Origin of the sequence: Lysinibacillus contaminans (assembly GCF_001278945.1) — a bacterium.
GTDB lineage: Bacteria > Bacillota > Bacilli > Bacillales_A > Planococcaceae > Lysinibacillus > Lysinibacillus contaminans.
Window position 1 is genome coordinate 1,039,042 of record NZ_LGRV01000003.1, and the last position, 14,224, is coordinate 1,053,265.

The 14,224-nt window shown below is 35.8% G+C and carries 18 protein-coding genes; 16 read left to right on the forward strand and 2 right to left on the reverse strand.

Going from position 1 to position 14,224, the window contains the following annotated elements; translation table 11 throughout:
* Window position 1: 1 nt before the first annotated feature.
* From AEA09_RS20275 to AEA09_RS07310, 11 genes are all read left to right on the forward strand, one after another.
* Window positions 2-1,270, forward strand: a complete 1,269-nt coding sequence (locus AEA09_RS20275) for a phage tail protein (protein WP_053583204.1) — start codon at window positions 2-4, stop codon at window positions 1,268-1,270.
* A 5-nt stretch (window positions 1,271-1,275) separates the two neighbouring features.
* Complete coding sequence (locus tag AEA09_RS07270; protein WP_053583205.1) at window positions 1,276-1,845, forward strand: DUF4376 domain-containing protein; 570 nt, start codon at window positions 1,276-1,278, stop codon at window positions 1,843-1,845.
* Window positions 1,839-2,057, forward strand: a complete 219-nt coding sequence (locus AEA09_RS07275; RefSeq protein ID WP_053583206.1) for a hypothetical protein — start codon at window positions 1,839-1,841, stop codon at window positions 2,055-2,057. Before AEA09_RS07270 ends, AEA09_RS07275 begins: the two co-directional genes overlap by 7 nt.
* Before the next feature lie 21 nt (window positions 2,058-2,078).
* Entirely contained in the window at window positions 2,079-2,279 is a 201-nt protein-coding gene (locus AEA09_RS07280; RefSeq protein WP_053583207.1) for a hypothetical protein, read from the forward strand.
* Window positions 2,280-2,329: 50 nt separating this feature from the next.
* Window positions 2,330-2,869, forward strand: coding sequence for a hypothetical protein (locus tag AEA09_RS07285; RefSeq protein ID WP_053583208.1), 540 nt, complete (start codon window positions 2,330-2,332; stop codon window positions 2,867-2,869).
* A 411-nt stretch (window positions 2,870-3,280) separates the two neighbouring features.
* A complete protein-coding gene (locus AEA09_RS07290; RefSeq protein WP_053583209.1) occupies window positions 3,281-3,535 on the forward strand; it encodes a hypothetical protein in 255 nt (84 codons plus the stop codon).
* 180 nt (window positions 3,536-3,715) lie between these two features.
* The gene (locus tag AEA09_RS19880; RefSeq protein ID WP_156312081.1) at window positions 3,716-3,859 is read left to right on the forward strand and encodes a hypothetical protein; all 144 of its coding nucleotides are present in this window, start codon (window positions 3,716-3,718) and stop codon (window positions 3,857-3,859) included.
* Window positions 3,860-4,344: 485 nt separating this feature from the next.
* A complete protein-coding gene (locus AEA09_RS20085; RefSeq protein ID WP_169778062.1) occupies window positions 4,345-4,491 on the forward strand; it encodes a hypothetical protein in 147 nt (48 codons plus the stop codon).
* A 211-nt stretch (window positions 4,492-4,702) separates the two neighbouring features.
* Window positions 4,703-4,972 (forward strand): hypothetical protein, encoded by a 270-nt coding sequence (locus AEA09_RS07300; protein WP_053583211.1) that lies wholly within the window; start codon window positions 4,703-4,705, stop codon window positions 4,970-4,972.
* A gap of 6 nt (window positions 4,973-4,978) precedes the next feature.
* Complete coding sequence (locus tag AEA09_RS07305; protein WP_053583212.1) at window positions 4,979-5,245, forward strand: phage holin; 267 nt, start codon at window positions 4,979-4,981, stop codon at window positions 5,243-5,245.
* Complete coding sequence (locus tag AEA09_RS07310; protein ID WP_053583213.1) at window positions 5,245-6,039, forward strand: N-acetylmuramoyl-L-alanine amidase family protein; 795 nt, start codon at window positions 5,245-5,247, stop codon at window positions 6,037-6,039. Before AEA09_RS07305 ends, AEA09_RS07310 begins: the two co-directional genes overlap by 1 nt.
* A gap of 113 nt (window positions 6,040-6,152) precedes the next feature.
* Here the strand turns inward: AEA09_RS07310 and AEA09_RS07315 are convergent, their stop codons facing one another.
* Complete coding sequence (locus tag AEA09_RS07315; protein ID WP_156312083.1) at window positions 6,153-7,196, reverse strand: RelA/SpoT domain-containing protein; 1,044 nt, start codon at window positions 7,194-7,196, stop codon at window positions 6,153-6,155.
* Window positions 7,197-7,472: 276 nt separating this feature from the next.
* Here AEA09_RS07315 and AEA09_RS07320 point away from each other — a divergent pair, with 276 nt between their 5' ends.
* The 5 genes from AEA09_RS07320 to AEA09_RS07340 all read left to right on the forward strand — a co-directional run bounded on the left by AEA09_RS07320 (window position 7,473) and on the right by AEA09_RS07340 (window position 12,667).
* Entirely contained in the window at window positions 7,473-7,904 is a 432-nt protein-coding gene (locus tag AEA09_RS07320) for a BrxA/BrxB family bacilliredoxin (RefSeq protein WP_053583214.1), read from the forward strand.
* Complete coding sequence (locus AEA09_RS07325; RefSeq protein WP_053583215.1) at window positions 7,892-8,683, forward strand: class I SAM-dependent methyltransferase; 792 nt, start codon at window positions 7,892-7,894, stop codon at window positions 8,681-8,683. The genes AEA09_RS07320 and AEA09_RS07325 overlap by 13 nt, the downstream gene beginning before the upstream one ends.
* A gap of 260 nt (window positions 8,684-8,943) precedes the next feature.
* Window positions 8,944-10,284: a branched-chain amino acid transport system II carrier protein gene (gene brnQ, locus AEA09_RS07330; RefSeq protein ID WP_053583216.1), complete on the forward strand. Its 1,341-nt coding sequence runs from the start codon at window positions 8,944-8,946 to the stop codon at window positions 10,282-10,284.
* Between the two features lie 619 nt (window positions 10,285-10,903).
* Window positions 10,904-11,788, forward strand: a complete 885-nt coding sequence (locus AEA09_RS07335) for a nucleotidyl transferase AbiEii/AbiGii toxin family protein (protein WP_053583217.1) — start codon at window positions 10,904-10,906, stop codon at window positions 11,786-11,788.
* A gap of 279 nt (window positions 11,789-12,067) precedes the next feature.
* Window positions 12,068-12,667, forward strand: a complete 600-nt coding sequence (locus AEA09_RS07340) for a YpjP family protein (protein ID WP_053583218.1) — start codon at window positions 12,068-12,070, stop codon at window positions 12,665-12,667.
* Between the two features lie 466 nt (window positions 12,668-13,133).
* On the opposite strand, the gene AEA09_RS07345 is transcribed toward AEA09_RS07340, so the two are convergent.
* The gene (locus AEA09_RS07345; RefSeq protein ID WP_053583219.1) at window positions 13,134-14,042 is read right to left on the reverse strand and encodes a ferrochelatase; all 909 of its coding nucleotides are present in this window, start codon (window positions 14,040-14,042) and stop codon (window positions 13,134-13,136) included.
* Window positions 14,043-14,224 lie beyond the last annotated feature (182 nt).

A 14,224-nucleotide genomic window follows, 5' to 3' on the forward strand; every position in this document is an offset into this window, starting at 1 on the left:
CATGAGCCAATACGGCACATTAATTACAAACATAGGGTTAGCTCAAATTGCCAACGCTCAAATTACGCAGTCCGTGGTAGGGTTGTCGTATATCGCATTGGGCGACGGGAACGGTTCACACTATGTACCAACTCAGAATCAAACAGCACTCGTCAAGGAGGTTTGGCGTGGGCCAATTGCAGAAAAAACGACTGACCCCACAAATGATAAACGAATCATTATCGATGCGGTTATTCCAGTAACTGCTGGGGGCTTCACAATCAGAGAAATCGGTATCTTTGACGATGAAAATCGTTTGATAGCAATTGGTCAATATCCTGAAAAATATAAACCGCAACTATCCGAAGGTGTATCAGAGGAAACCATTATTCACTTTGTTATTGAAACTTCTAATGCCGATGTCATCAAATTAACTATCGATCCAACTGTCATCATCGCATCTCGTCCTTATGTGGATGCAAAAGTGGCACAGGTGCAAACAGCGCTTACTGAACATTCGGCTGAAAGTGTCGCTGGCGAAAACGGAGCACATGACCTGCGTTATTTTAACGACAAATTAGAGTTTAATGACGGTTCAATTTGGAACGAGATTGAAACTGGTAGTGCGACTAAAGCGTTTGTAGGTGATTTGAATAATTTGGTTGAAAATGGGTATTACAGTACCGATAATCCACTTAATGCTCCTACCGGAGGAAAATGGTTAATATCTGTTTTAGTGTCATCTAATGGTAAAACTATATGGCAAGAAGCTCGGGCAGAAAATCAAAACAGACCCAATGATAACTTTTTCCGAAGGCTCGGACTAAAGGGAGATGATGGAGTTGTTGCGTGGGGAGTTCCGCAATCGGGGATTCCTGGCTATCTCAACGGGTGGAAGTATGCAAACTTAAACCTGTCCAATGATAAAGACAGCATTAGTCAAACAGCAGCAGCTACTTCATATGCAATAAGTCAAAAGGCGAATAAACAACAAGGGAATTGGATAAATGTTGTGTTATCTGGTGGTACGCCAGACATAACTTATCCGCCTCAGTACTATAAAGATGATTTCGGAGAAGTGCATGTGGCAGGTAGGGTTAAAGGAACTTATATTGCCTTTCAAATGCCTGTAGGATATATTCCACAAAAACCATTTGTCGCCGCGCTCTCTATTGCTTCTACGATTCAAAGTACAGGAATGAGTATTCAAGAAAACGGTTATTTCGTTGCAAATATGACGCAGGACAATTTGTACACATTTAACTTTTCATACAGAGCGAGGGAGGTGTAAATGTTATGCAAAAACAAGTATACGAAATTGATGTGTATGGTTGGAGAATAACTATCGATTTAGCCGACGTTGACGAAAATGGCAACATATTAGATGGCAATAAAAAAGATTGGATATCGGTCGATCCACATGGAATTTTCAAACCGAAATGGAACAGCACTGAATGGATAGAAGGTGCAACACAAGAAGAAATCGATGAAATTACAGGTAATACCTTAGACGTCGTTAAAATAAGAAAGATTAATGAACTAGACGAATTATGCAAGCAAACTATTTTAGGGCGATTCAAAGTAACAATTAATGAAATCGAATATGAATTTAGTTACGATGCAGAAGCACAGTCTCGCTTTAATGGGATTGGGCTTTTATTTTTTGCTAATAAGATATCTGAAATTGAATGGACAGCTTATGAAAATGAACAGCGTGTACGCATTGTGTTAAATCAAAGTAATTTTGATATTGTTTCACTAGCTGCGTTACAACATCAAAAAACAAACGTAACTAAGTACAATCAACTATTACAGCAAGTGAATGATGCTACTACAAAAGAACAAGTGGAAGCGATAGTATGGTAAAACGTTATTTTTGGTTTTTATTTATCGCTATTGACCAATTATTTAATACGTTATTAGGCGGTTATCCTGATGAAACCCTATCGAGTCGAATAGGAAAACATCAGCAATGTCCAGTATGTCGATTTATGTGTTGGTTATTAAACTTTATCGACAAAGACCATTGTTTAAAATCAATAGAGTTAGACGAGGGTAATAGGGACAATAAACATTAAACATGTAAAGAGGTGAAAAATATGAGTAAGTTAAAAATCAATCCGAAGGCATTAATTGTTAGTTCAGGGTTTTCTTTTTTCCCCTTGCTTATTTGGTTTGTTGGTTTTAATTACGCTTTTATCAAAAGAGGGTGGGGATTTAACGATTGGTCAATAATCGCTTTAATAGCAGGAGGTTATATTAGCCTTAAAATCTATAGCAATATAAAAGGAATATTTTAGTTTTTGTCGAAACCTATCTATATATGGATATAGGAGGTTTATTTATTTTTATGACTAGTCTTGATACAATTGGTGTTCAAATTAGCAAAATAGAAGATTCATTATCATTGATAGACAGTACTGTCAAATTTCATTTAACAATTCAATGGGCTGTGTTAGCATTTGTTATTACGGCTGCTGGCGGAGCATTGTATGTAATGGCAAGGCATTGGTTTGAAAAAGGATTGGAAATACGGTTGGAAAAACGGATGCTAATGATAAAAAAAGAGCTATTAGAAGATTTTGAGAAAAAGATTCCAAAAGTAAAATCTCTAACTTTTACAATAGGAGGAACTGTACACGGTAATAATGCAGTTAGGGTACAGGTTGAAAATAATAATGCTGATGTTAACTCACAAGTGTTCATTCAATCAAATGGTAATCATGGTGATTTAGAAGTTTATAAAATAAAAAACACTTCGGATTATATAGTGATTAACAAAAAACCATATTTTTTATCGTTTAATGTACTTATTGTCAATGGTTCAATTAAATTAGGGCGCGTTCCTTCTTATACAGAGGAAGAGGCAATGAAGATAATTAACGCATGATTCTTAAATATTCGTTTCAAATTACGTAATAACTTTAATTCGTGTAATTAGCAAAAACTTATTAGAGGGAACCCCTCAATTTTGTCGAATTAAGAATTCAGAGAGATAAAGAGGGAGGGGAAGAACTATGATAGAGTGTGAAAATTGCGGATGCCATTTTCATCCACATGACGATGGGGCAGATATAAGACAAGATTTGTGTTCAAGTTGCAATCGTGGATAGTATATTGTGACATTTAAAAGAATATTAAAAAGAGTGTTTTTAAAGGATACGCTAAAGCGTGTCCTTTTTATTATGAACAAAGGTTTCATATTGTGCAGTAACTGCTAGTCATAATGACTAGCAGATTTTTATCAAAGGATGAATAGCATCTATGTCGAATATTAGTATTAGACATGGAGGTTATTACAATGGAAAAAGTCACTATTGAATCAATTAAAAAGATAGTTATCAAATTGAAGCAGGATGCCAGAGGAAAAGGTTTGGAGTTTGTAGATATCACTTCAAGAGATGTACATGATCTGATAGGAGGATACCCTAACGGGAATTCTAGATTCCCTTCCTGTTGCAAGGCTATGTATGCTGTAATGACTGAAGATGATAAGGTACTTGATGCACCTAAAAGTCTGCTTAGTTCAACTGTGAAAGTTAGATATTATCTATAGAACACGTCCAGTACTTTGGATGTGCTTTTTCTATTGCTTGAAAGGATGTGGATTTATGAAATGTTAACCGTTACAGATATGAGTCGCCAATAAAATTCGTGAAAATATAATTAGCTAAAAAGGAATCCTGTATCTATTTGTTGAAATATACAATATTAGAAAGAAATGGGGTGATTATTAATGGAGGAAATTACTTTCAAAGAACACGAGAGAAAAATAAAGAACGATTTGGCATTAGATGATACTGTTAAAGTTTTGGTTGGAACAGACGCAAAAAAATATGTAGAAGATCATAAAGGAGATTATAAAAAAAACATAATTTAGATTTAGAGTCCAAATATAAATGGGCAAATGGTCTTTTTTTATGGGCGGAAAATGAAAATACAATTTTATTGAAAGACGAAGAAAAAATCAGGACATTAGCTCATGAATTACGGCATGCATGGCAATATAAAAATAAAGAATATAAATTTAAGATCCCCAATACAAACTTCCAAAAATTTATGGGGAACGTCATCTATTGGGTAAGTGAAAAAGAGTTAGATGCTCACAAATATGCAAAGTACTATTGTAGAGATAATTGTAAGAAAGATATGCTAAAGATCTTAGGGAATATTTACACCATTTATTTTGTTAGGATTATGTATTTTGTATTTATTGTACCTCTCATGCTTCTCACATTAGCATATGTTATAGTTCATATTGTTCAGTATCTAAAAGCAGCATAAGCTAGCATTATTTTTATGTCAGAAATAGCAGGGGATATTATCCTTTTGCCGAATTGTAGTTAACAAAAGGGGGGAGATTCGATGGGGCACTTTAAAGATCAGTTAATACCGGAATACCGTGATAAAGATCCACAAAAGTATTGTAGTAAATGTGAGAAAATGATTTCAGACCAAATTGCATACAACAATAAAGGCGTATGCGATGTATGCAAAGAAATTAACGAATAAAGCACTCTCAGCCGAGGGTGCTTTTTTATATTTTCTTAAACCGAAAATAAGGTGTTTTTTAAAATAAGAAACACAAACAAAGTGAATTGATTAAAAAATCATAGGTTTTTTAACGCTGTGAGGGCAAAGTTGTACACGATACAATTATTCGATTCGTTTCACAGTGTTTTTTGTTGTGCAAATTCAGGGCAGGAAGGCGAGGTCATGTGTTATGAGTGACGATGTAAAAGGAGTATCAACGTTTCAGCAAGCAGTGACAGCAGTTGACCATGAAAGACGGTTGAGTGAGTTAGAAAAGGATGTAAATACAATTAAACCGATTGTATATAATACAGCTTCAAGTGTGAAACAAATTGAAAAGTCTGTTGGGAAAATGGAGCAGAACAGCGACAAAATCAAAGGCTATTTTTTAGCCGCAGCTATAAGTGGTGTGGTAGGTATAGTTTTTATAGCATTACAAAATTCAATCTTTGGAGGGTGAAAATTTATGAAAATCAATTGGAAAGTACGATTAAAACACAAGCCGTTCCTGGTAGCATTATTCGCATTAGCACTTTTGCTAGTGCAACAGGTAGCAGCAGTATTTGGTTACGATACAACAATTTATAATGAGCAAGCGACAGAGTTATTTAACACTGTGCTTGCTTTTTTAGTGCTCATTGGTGTTGTGATTGATCCTACAACAACTGGCACAGCTGATAGTGAGCAGGCGCTTGGCTATAACAAACCACGTGATGATTTGGAGGGTAAATAATGACATATTTAATCGCATTAGATGATGGACACGGTATGCAAACAGCAGGTAAACGCACACCTCACATCGCTTCTTTGGGGCGTTATATTCCAGAAAATGAATTTAACAGAGCAGTAGTCGGTTTCTTAGACAAAGAATTAAAGCGTTGTGGCTTCAGAACGTTACTAGTCGCACAAACAGATGCTGATACATCACTCGAATCACGTGTAGCACTTGCTAATAAAGCAGGTGCTCATTTTTATTTATCGAACCATTATGATGCGTTAGACGGAAAGTTTGATGGACCAGGTAAAGATCCAGAAGGTTTTACAGCATTCGTTTACTTAAATAATTCGAATACGAAATCCGGCCAGTTCGCCAAGCTCGCAGTTAAACATTTAGCAGCTGGGACAACTCAAAAAAATCGTGGTGTGAAAGAAGCTAATTATTATGTTCTACGAGCAACAAAAATGCCTGCAGCGTTAATTGAATGCGGCTTTATGGACAACGAACGTGAGGCACTATTAATGGTAAATGTAGCGTTCCAAAAAGAAGTGGCACAAGAGCTCACTAAAGCAATGTGTGAATTTTACGGAATGAAATATGTAGCAGTAACAACAGAAGTACCGACAAAAAGGGAGGAAACACCAGTGGCAAATTCATTAACGAGTACAGCAAAGCAGGATTTAAAGGAATTATTAAAAGAGACATATAAACTTGGTATTATGAAAGTTGATCATAGCGACCGTGGTGATCGTATGACTGATAGTGAGACATTAGGGTTAGTTATTTCAGTTGTGAAACGTACATTATAGAATTTAAAGACCGAGCTTTCACATTATTAAGTGATCTCGGTCTTTTTCTATTTTTGTAGAAACATGTCTTTATTTATATAGAAGGTATTTGCCTTCTGGTATATGGTAGTTGATCAAGCTTGATGAGCAACTTTATCATCTTTAGCTATTTTATCAACAATTACAGAAGATGATTCGGCAACTTTTAATTTTGAATCTACTAGAGTTGATTTACTAATCGTGCCCAAGGTTTGAAGGAATGTTGGATCTATGTTTTTGATTGTAGCAATATTTTTTAATACTTCATCATCTAACCTATGGAATATGAAATCTGAAAACGATGAATTTAATTTCAACTTCCCTAAATCCTTTACTAAAGAATCTTTTTCTTCTTTTTTAATATCCAGATTTTCTATTTTTGTTTTAAGAATTTCTAATTCAGAATCCTTTTCGCTTAAGGATATTTGCATTTTTGCCCATTCTTCTTTAATAGTTTTTACGGCTGACGCCATTTCATCTGCACTTCCTGCTAAACGATTTAACATCAAGAGGTTCAATGTTAGTACTTCTGGAACATTATTATTTGGATAACTTAGCTGGTGGTCGATTTCACCATAACCTTCTTCGAAAATAGTCCTAACTTGAATTTCTGCAGTTATTATTTCATTAGTTGGTATAAACTCAACTAAATAGTGAACTGATCTATACCCAGTTTTTCTGGAATTTATTTTAATTCCTAAATCTGTATACTTTTCTTTATTATCGCCTTCTCTTACATTTGCTTGAGCTTCTTTAACAGTCCAAGTATTTTCTATAAAACTGTGAATATTTACCCAATCTTCTTTAAAAATATGAATAACACGTACACCTATTAAATCAGTAATTTCCTCTTTATAATTTTCTACTGTAAATTCAAAATCTGCTCCATGTTTCTCTTTTCTCTCTGGCGTTTTTCTTATTAATTTTGCAATCAAGTGCTCAGGGTCTTTTATTCTAGACCTCACTGTATGAACTTTTTCTTGTTTTCTAAGTAATTCGGCAATTAAATTTGAGTATATTACTAACTTTTCTTTTGATTCAATAAAATCCAGATATATTAGTCTCAATGTATCCCACTTAATATTATTTTCATCAATTAATGAACGATTAATATTATATTTCTCTAAAAAATTCTCCATTGATATGTTAATTTTAATAACCACCTTAAATAAGAAATAAACTATTACTCTAATATTAAATCAAAGCGATAAAATGTTATATATTAAGATTTTGTGTTTTATGTTAAGACTCTATTATTTCTGAAATAAATTAAAAGCAACCAAAGCAACCAAAGCAACAAAAAAGCAACCGGAAATCTGAATGTGTGTGAATATGCGTGAAATCTAAATATTATACTAATGCATAAAACCTTGCTATAATGGGCTTTGTGAATACATATGAAAAGGGGTAAATAGATGAACGCTTACGATGAATATATGAGACAGGTTGTTAAACCGATGCGTGAAGAGTTAGTGGAGGCTGGGTTTAGCGAGCTAACGACTGTGGATGCAGTGAATGAATTTATGGCGGAGGCAAAAGGTACTTCACTTGTTGTCATCAACTCAGTATGTGGTTGTGCGGCAGGGCTAGCACGTCCAGCAGCGCGTGAAGCGGTAGCGGCTGTGAAACCAGATCATTTAGTAACTGTTTTTGCGGGCCAAGATCCAGAAGCAACTGCAGCAATGCGTGGTTTCTTTGGAGAGGTGCCACCAAGTTCACCTTCAATGGCGATTTTAAAGGACGGCGAGTTAGCGTATTTTATTCCACGTGAGCAAATTGAAGGCTTCCCAATGGAACAAATTGCAGCGCATTTAACAGGTGTTTTAGAACAAACATGTGCGAAGTAACAACGATTGTCACTACAGCGGGCAGACCAGACGACTTGTCGATGGCGCTCGCTGCTTTTGCGTGTAAGCAGTTAAATGCACCGTTTGAACCTAGAAAAAAGCGTTCAGTACGAAAAATTTCGGTAAGCTTACAGGCCAATGTTATCGTTGCTGGGAAAAATCGCTTTGAATATTATGCATTTGGGGAAAGTGAGCCGTTTTTCTTTCATCCTAATTCGGCGGCTTTTCGATTAAAGCGCGTGGCAAGAGGGGAAGCGGAGCCGTTTTTGGAGGCAACGCAACTTCAAGAGGGTGACTCGGTATTAGATTGTACACTGGGTCTCGCAGCTGATGCAATGCTTGCAGCTTTTACAGTTGGTGAGCATGGTAAAGTTGTTGGACTTGAAGCGAATCCGAATGTGGCGTTTATTGTGGCGCAGGGTACACAGACCTATGATACGACGGAGTTGCCATTAACGGCTTGTATGCGACAAATAGAGGTCGTACAGTCGGAGGCGGTCGCCTATTTAAAAGCATTGCCCGATAATGCTTTTGATGTCGTGTATATGGATCCCATGTTTGAGGAAGTCATAGAAGAAGCGAATAATTTCGAGGCATTACGTTCAGCTGGAGCGCATGTTGCGTTAACGGAAGAGTGGGTGCAAGAAGCGAAACGCGTGGCGAAAAAGCGTGTTGTGTTGAAGGCGCATTTTCGTTCGGAATGGTTTGAAAAGTACGGCTTTACACGGTTAGCGCGCGTAACTTCAAAGTTTCATTACGGCGTCTTAGAAAATTTATAAACGCATTCAATTCAAGATGCTGTCCAACAAGAGAACTCGTACTCTTTGGGCAGCTTTTTCTTTGGGAAATGTTTAAATTTGTTTTTTTAGATACGTCTCTTAAACAAGATCTTAATACTGACTAAGAAATATGATACTATTCATTGAAAAACTATTGTTTTTAAAAGCGATGCTTGATACTATAAAAGGCATTGTAGTGAAAAAATTATTATATTCATATTATTTGCTATAGTTAAACACATCTTAGAGGAGCATCAATTATGCAAAGTAAAATACCTTTTTCTACGTATGCAGTCATTGGCACCATGTTATTTGGACTGTTTTTCGGGGCCGGGAATTTAATCTTCCCGATTCAGCTCGGACAATTGGCCGGGACAAACTTTTGGTTTGCGTTGCTTGGCTTTTTAATAACGGCCATTGGTTTGCCGTTTCTTGGAATTTTAGCGATTGGCTTATCTGGTAGTAATGGCCTGCGAGATTTAGCGAGCCGTGTCCATCCGTTATTTGGCGTTATTTTTTCATTAGCGCTTTATTTGACAATCGGTCCGTTTTTTGCAATTCCCCGTACTGCAACAGTGCCTTTTACTGTTGGCTTTGAGCCATATATTCAACCAGAGAATGTAACGATGTTTCTGGCTTTATTTAGCTTTGTATTCTTCGCAATTGTCTATTATTTTTCATTAAATCCAGCGAAAATTATGGATTATATCGGTAAATATTTAACACCTGCATTTTTAATATTTTTATTTGTTTTAATTATTATTAGCATTCTTTCTCCTATGGGGAATTTCCAACAGCCTATGGGTGAATATGTTAGCTCTTCATTCATGACTGGATTTAAAGAGGGGTACAACACAATGGATGCCCTTGCGTCCTTAGCATTTGGGATTGTGGTCATCAATGCGATTAAACGTTCAGGTATTACAGATCGCAAGGAAATTGCTAAAGCAACTTGGAAATCAGGGATTTTTGCGATGGCGCTGATGATGCTTATTTACGGTTTAATTACGTATATGGGTGCATCGAGTATTGAAGCGATTGGAACGTATGATAATGGCGGATTAATCTTTGCAGCAGTTGCAAAGCATTACTTCGGATCGTTCGGTGGTATTCTACTCGCTATTATTATCGTCCTTGCATGTTTAAAAACAAGTATTGGTTTAATCACATCTTGTAGTGAATTTTTCCATGAAGTTTTCCCGAAAGTAAGCTATAAGTGGTTTGTATTAATTCTATGTCTTGTTTCCTTTACAATAGCGAACTTTGGTTTAAACAACATTATTCAATTTGCTATTCCAGTTTTAATGTTCTTATATCCTCTAGCAATTGTATTGATATTATTAGCATTAAGTTCATCACTATTTAAAAATAAGCAAAGTGTTTATGCGACGGCGATGTTCTTTACGTTCTTCATTAGTATTATTGATGGTTACAAAGCATTAGTTGATAGCTTACCAGCAGCAGAGTTCGGGCTGTTTGAGGCAATTGAGAAGTTTTACTCAAATACATTACCTTTGTATGATATTGGATTAGGTTGGGTATTACCAGCAATTATTGGTATATTGATTGGCTACGCAATACCTACAAAGAAAACATTGTAGTAATCATTGTCTTCATTGTGTATCAATAACTTTACTTTTAACAGAAACTATGATATATTACATAGGTGCTATTTTAGGTAGCTAATTTCTGTAATCTGGCATTCTGCTTTATGTTTTTTAGGATACTTATTCACACTGGCGCATGCTTAAGGGCTGCAAGGACGCAAAAGAAGGTTGGGTTTGCGTTGCTTAAGTTAGAAGGCAAACAGTGGAATTTTACCGCGGTGAAGAAACAATAGTGTTTCAAGATATAATTCCCCAGATGATTGGGTCGAGACTTTATAAATTACAAAAATGTTACCTATTAAATACTAAAGGGGTGGCTTCGCGAAGGCGAGGTCGCCCCTTGTCTAATTTTATGGCATTATTTGCATCCTAATTGAGATTGAAAATTTGTAATTTTTTACCGTTTACACTCTGCGCATATTAGGTAATAATTAGTATATAAGTATTGAGAAGCCTAAAAATTTATTTGGTTTAGCTGGTGCTTTTATGTTGAAAGCGCTGTACCATTTTTAATTTTTCAAACTTATAGATGTGTTAGACATTCCATATATAAAACATTTGGAATCGATCTAGTCACTGACTAAAAATTGAATGTAGAGGTGTAGAAATTACGATGAAAAACGTAAAGACTATTCCGATCAAAGTATCGGAGCAACTAAAAAATGTGGCTACTAAAAATGGCGAAAGCTTAGATGAGATAGGACATCGTTATTTTCAAGAAAGGTGGCTTTACCGATTATCAATCTCTGCATTTCAAGAAAGATTTTTACTAAAAGGAGACCATCTGTTAGCTACATTGACAAATGGATTAGTAAAACCGTCTGTAATAATTTCTTTATCGGCAAAGCAAATCACACAGGACATCAGTAAGTTGCAACATGTATTTGAAGATATATGTGCTATAAAAGTACCAGAAGATGGTGTTGACTTTTTAGTTGATGAATTAAAGATTACGGCTTTAAAAGAAGACGTTAGCATAGAAATACCCGTTATATTAGGACAAATGAGGACATACATACAAATAAAGATTAGTTATAAAGATAATCATATCTTAACACCTAAAGAAGTGACGATTCCAACTCTGCTGGAAATGGAGCCACCAGTGCTATTAGCGTACTCGACAGAGGTTATTATTGCAGAAAAATTTGAGGCGATGATTAGTCTAGTTGAAGAAGACAACAGAATGAAAGATTTCTATGATGTCTATGTGCTATTAAATACTCAAAGTTTTGAAGGAAGAGTATTACAGGAGGCCGTTCTGGAAGTTTTTGATAAACGTAGAACGCTTATAGAAAAGGATCAAGCTGTATTGAAGAATCAATTTTATTTAGATGCACAAAGAAATGAACAATGGCTTGTGTTCGTAGGTCAAAAGTCATTATTTTTTGAAGAAGTGATTAAGCGCTTACAAAAAGTATTAGTACCTATTTATGATGCAATTGTGACTGAGGATGAATTCTTTGGAAATTGGGATTGCGAACTGCAAGATTGGAAATGAAAATAAAGAGAAAAGCCCGCGAATTCTGTAGAGTTCGCAGGCTTTTTGTATAGAAGAATTAGTTCGTGAAACATAAAGATGATAAATAACCTAGCATTAATAAAAGACCAATACCCATTACAGTTGCCATTCTTTGTACCTCCTTTTATAAAAAACACCACATTTATACATAAATTATTGTACAATGAAATATAGAAATATGAAACCTTTTAATAGGTTTAAACGTATATATTGATAGATGTATTACCAATTTGTCCATAAAAGAGAAGGTGACAATTTATGAAAAAGTGGGTTCAAAAAAGTATAGTTATTATGGTTGCGTTTTTAACATTTGGTTTAATTACGCCAACGCATGAAATTTGGGATGCATTCGATCAAAATTCGTCGAATCGCTCCGCCATTGGTTCGTCAAATGCTAACAGAGCAAGTGCTGCCGAACCAGAAGTAATTGATAACACTGAAATACAGCAAGAAGCAATTGACTACGGCTCTTTACTTGTCGATGCAGCAAAAGAGCAATCGTACATAAAGTTCGGCACAAAGATAGGCCCGAAAATTAGCGATGAGTTCGAAACGATCATCTTTCCAAAAATGGAAGAGGCAATTGCCATGACAGTCGCAGAATTAGACGATGAATCACTCGCATCACTAACAATCACAGAAAAACCAAGTGGCAATTATGGTGAAAAAATCTTCAACATTACCAATAGCCAAACAGGTGATGACGTAATTCGCTTTCATGTGCGTACAGAAAAACGACCACAAGAAGGCTATTATTACAATTTCCACTACCACAGTGCCGAAGACAACTTCATGACGCACTACAACCTTGGCGATATCTACTGGGAGAAAAACACTCCGCCTAAATGGTTATCCTAAAAATTCACGAAACACTCATTTTCGAAATGAGTGTTTTTTTTGTTAGTGCTCATTGGCGTTTTTATTGGCCCAACTATAACTGGTAACCTGATAAGTGGTCAGGTGCTCGGATATAACAAATCACGTGACGATTTGGAGGACAAATAATGACTTACTTAATAGCATGTGATGATGGACATGGAGTCTAAACAGCAAAAGACCAGGTACTCATTCGTGAGCCTGGTCCTTTTTTTTTATTCACCTGATTGCAATTCCTTTACACGCACTTCAATCGATAATTTCAACTGGTTTATGTACAAAGGTGACATCGCAACTTAAAGAAATTATCAGAAATAACAATAGAATATAAGTCGGAACTAATAAAACAGGTGGTGAAATACCTATTATTTAATAGTAGTGGTTCTACTGAAGGAGCAAGTCCAATGCACGAGGCTATCAGATGTGACTAAGCTTTTTAATGCATTTGTTATTCTGCTGGAATAAATGATTCGACAATGGCCGCTAAAGCTTGAATGGTATCGTAGCTATCACCTGGAAATTCCGCTTGGGCAAAGTCAACCTGGAGTTCTTCACAAATTCTCTGACAGTCGCTTCCGATTTCAAAGTAGGACTCAATATCCGCAGAAAGCGAAAGAAGTTCACATGTGACGAAGGCCTGAGCACCTTCTGCATATAATGTATGAATCTTATCTTTTACATCTGGGCCAAGCCAGTCAGCTTTACCATGACCACTTCGATATGTAATATGCCAGTTGTCTATTTGAGCAGCTTTTGAAATGGCTTCTGATAATTCGGAAAACTGGCGTACGTATATTTCATTACGTTCAGGATCAATTGGCTGACTATGCACAGTATATAAAACATGAGTCTGAGCTCGTTTTTCAGCAGGAATCCATTCGTAGGCACGTTGAATGCGATCTTTATAAACAGCAAGTAGTTCAGAGTTTAAATGCCAACCTTTCGCATGAATGACAGTAACATCATGAGAAGCTAATAATGCACTTACTTCATCATGAAAGGCGCCAGCACCTGTCAAAGACATAATCGGATTCACAGGTAGCGTAATGAAAGTTGTGATTCCTTCCTCAAGCATTGTGTCGACAACATCTGGAATGTAAGGTTCGGTATGTTTGTATGCGTTATATACTTTTACAGTCTGTGTTATGCGCTGCTGTAAAGCATGTTCCAGCCCTTTAGCGATACGGCACGTATTTGCTGCTAATGGATCCACACCACCTATTTTTTTAAATTGTGCAGTGATTTTTTCAATCATTTGAGATGGTGGCGTTTTACCCTTCATAATATGCGAAAAATAAGGTGTAACATCGTCTAAAGATTTAGGTGCGCCATATGCGTAATAAATTATACCAATCATTTATAAGCTCCTTTAATTCATAGTAATCCTCATTATAATTGATAACGATTATCAATTTCAATAAAAAGTTTTTAAAGGGCTTTCCGATTCTATCTTTATAAACTTAACGATATTGTATAATGCAAAATAAAAAGGGAACCACACATTTATATTCGTGGATATAAATCTATCTATAATAGCTT

Excerpts from the sequence above, each read along its gene's own strand:
- AEA09_RS20275 (WP_053583204.1), top strand. The coding sequence starts at position 2 with ATGAGCCAATACGGCACATTAATTACAAACATAGGGTTAGCTCAAATT.
- AEA09_RS07270 (WP_053583205.1), top strand. The coding sequence starts at position 1,276 with ATGCAAAAACAAGTATACGAAATTGATGTGTATGGTTGGAGAATAACT.
- AEA09_RS07275 (WP_053583206.1), top strand. The coding sequence starts at position 1,839 with ATGGTAAAACGTTATTTTTGGTTTTTATTTATCGCTATTGACCAATTA.
- AEA09_RS07280 (WP_053583207.1), top strand. The coding sequence starts at position 2,079 with ATGAGTAAGTTAAAAATCAATCCGAAGGCATTAATTGTTAGTTCAGGG.
- AEA09_RS07285 (WP_053583208.1), top strand. The coding sequence starts at position 2,330 with ATGACTAGTCTTGATACAATTGGTGTTCAAATTAGCAAAATAGAAGAT.
- AEA09_RS07290 (WP_053583209.1), top strand. The coding sequence starts at position 3,281 with ATGGAAAAAGTCACTATTGAATCAATTAAAAAGATAGTTATCAAATTG.
- AEA09_RS19880 (WP_156312081.1), top strand. The coding sequence starts at position 3,716 with ATGGAGGAAATTACTTTCAAAGAACACGAGAGAAAAATAAAGAACGAT.
- AEA09_RS20085 (WP_169778062.1), top strand. The coding sequence starts at position 4,345 with ATGGGGCACTTTAAAGATCAGTTAATACCGGAATACCGTGATAAAGAT.
- AEA09_RS07300 (WP_053583211.1), top strand. The coding sequence starts at position 4,703 with ATGAGTGACGATGTAAAAGGAGTATCAACGTTTCAGCAAGCAGTGACA.
- AEA09_RS07305 (WP_053583212.1), top strand. The coding sequence starts at position 4,979 with ATGAAAATCAATTGGAAAGTACGATTAAAACACAAGCCGTTCCTGGTA.
- AEA09_RS07310 (WP_053583213.1), top strand. The coding sequence starts at position 5,245 with ATGACATATTTAATCGCATTAGATGATGGACACGGTATGCAAACAGCA.
- AEA09_RS07315 (WP_156312083.1), bottom strand. The coding sequence starts at position 7,196 with ATGGAGAATTTTTTAGAGAAATATAATATTAATCGTTCATTAATTGAT.
- AEA09_RS07320 (WP_053583214.1), top strand. The coding sequence starts at position 7,473 with ATGAACGCTTACGATGAATATATGAGACAGGTTGTTAAACCGATGCGT.
- AEA09_RS07325 (WP_053583215.1), top strand. The coding sequence starts at position 7,892 with ATGTGCGAAGTAACAACGATTGTCACTACAGCGGGCAGACCAGACGAC.
- brnQ (WP_053583216.1), top strand. The coding sequence starts at position 8,944 with ATGCAAAGTAAAATACCTTTTTCTACGTATGCAGTCATTGGCACCATG.
- AEA09_RS07335 (WP_053583217.1), top strand. The coding sequence starts at position 10,904 with ATGAAAAACGTAAAGACTATTCCGATCAAAGTATCGGAGCAACTAAAA.
- AEA09_RS07340 (WP_053583218.1), top strand. The coding sequence starts at position 12,068 with ATGAAAAAGTGGGTTCAAAAAAGTATAGTTATTATGGTTGCGTTTTTA.
- AEA09_RS07345 (WP_053583219.1), bottom strand. The coding sequence starts at position 14,042 with ATGATTGGTATAATTTATTACGCATATGGCGCACCTAAATCTTTAGAC.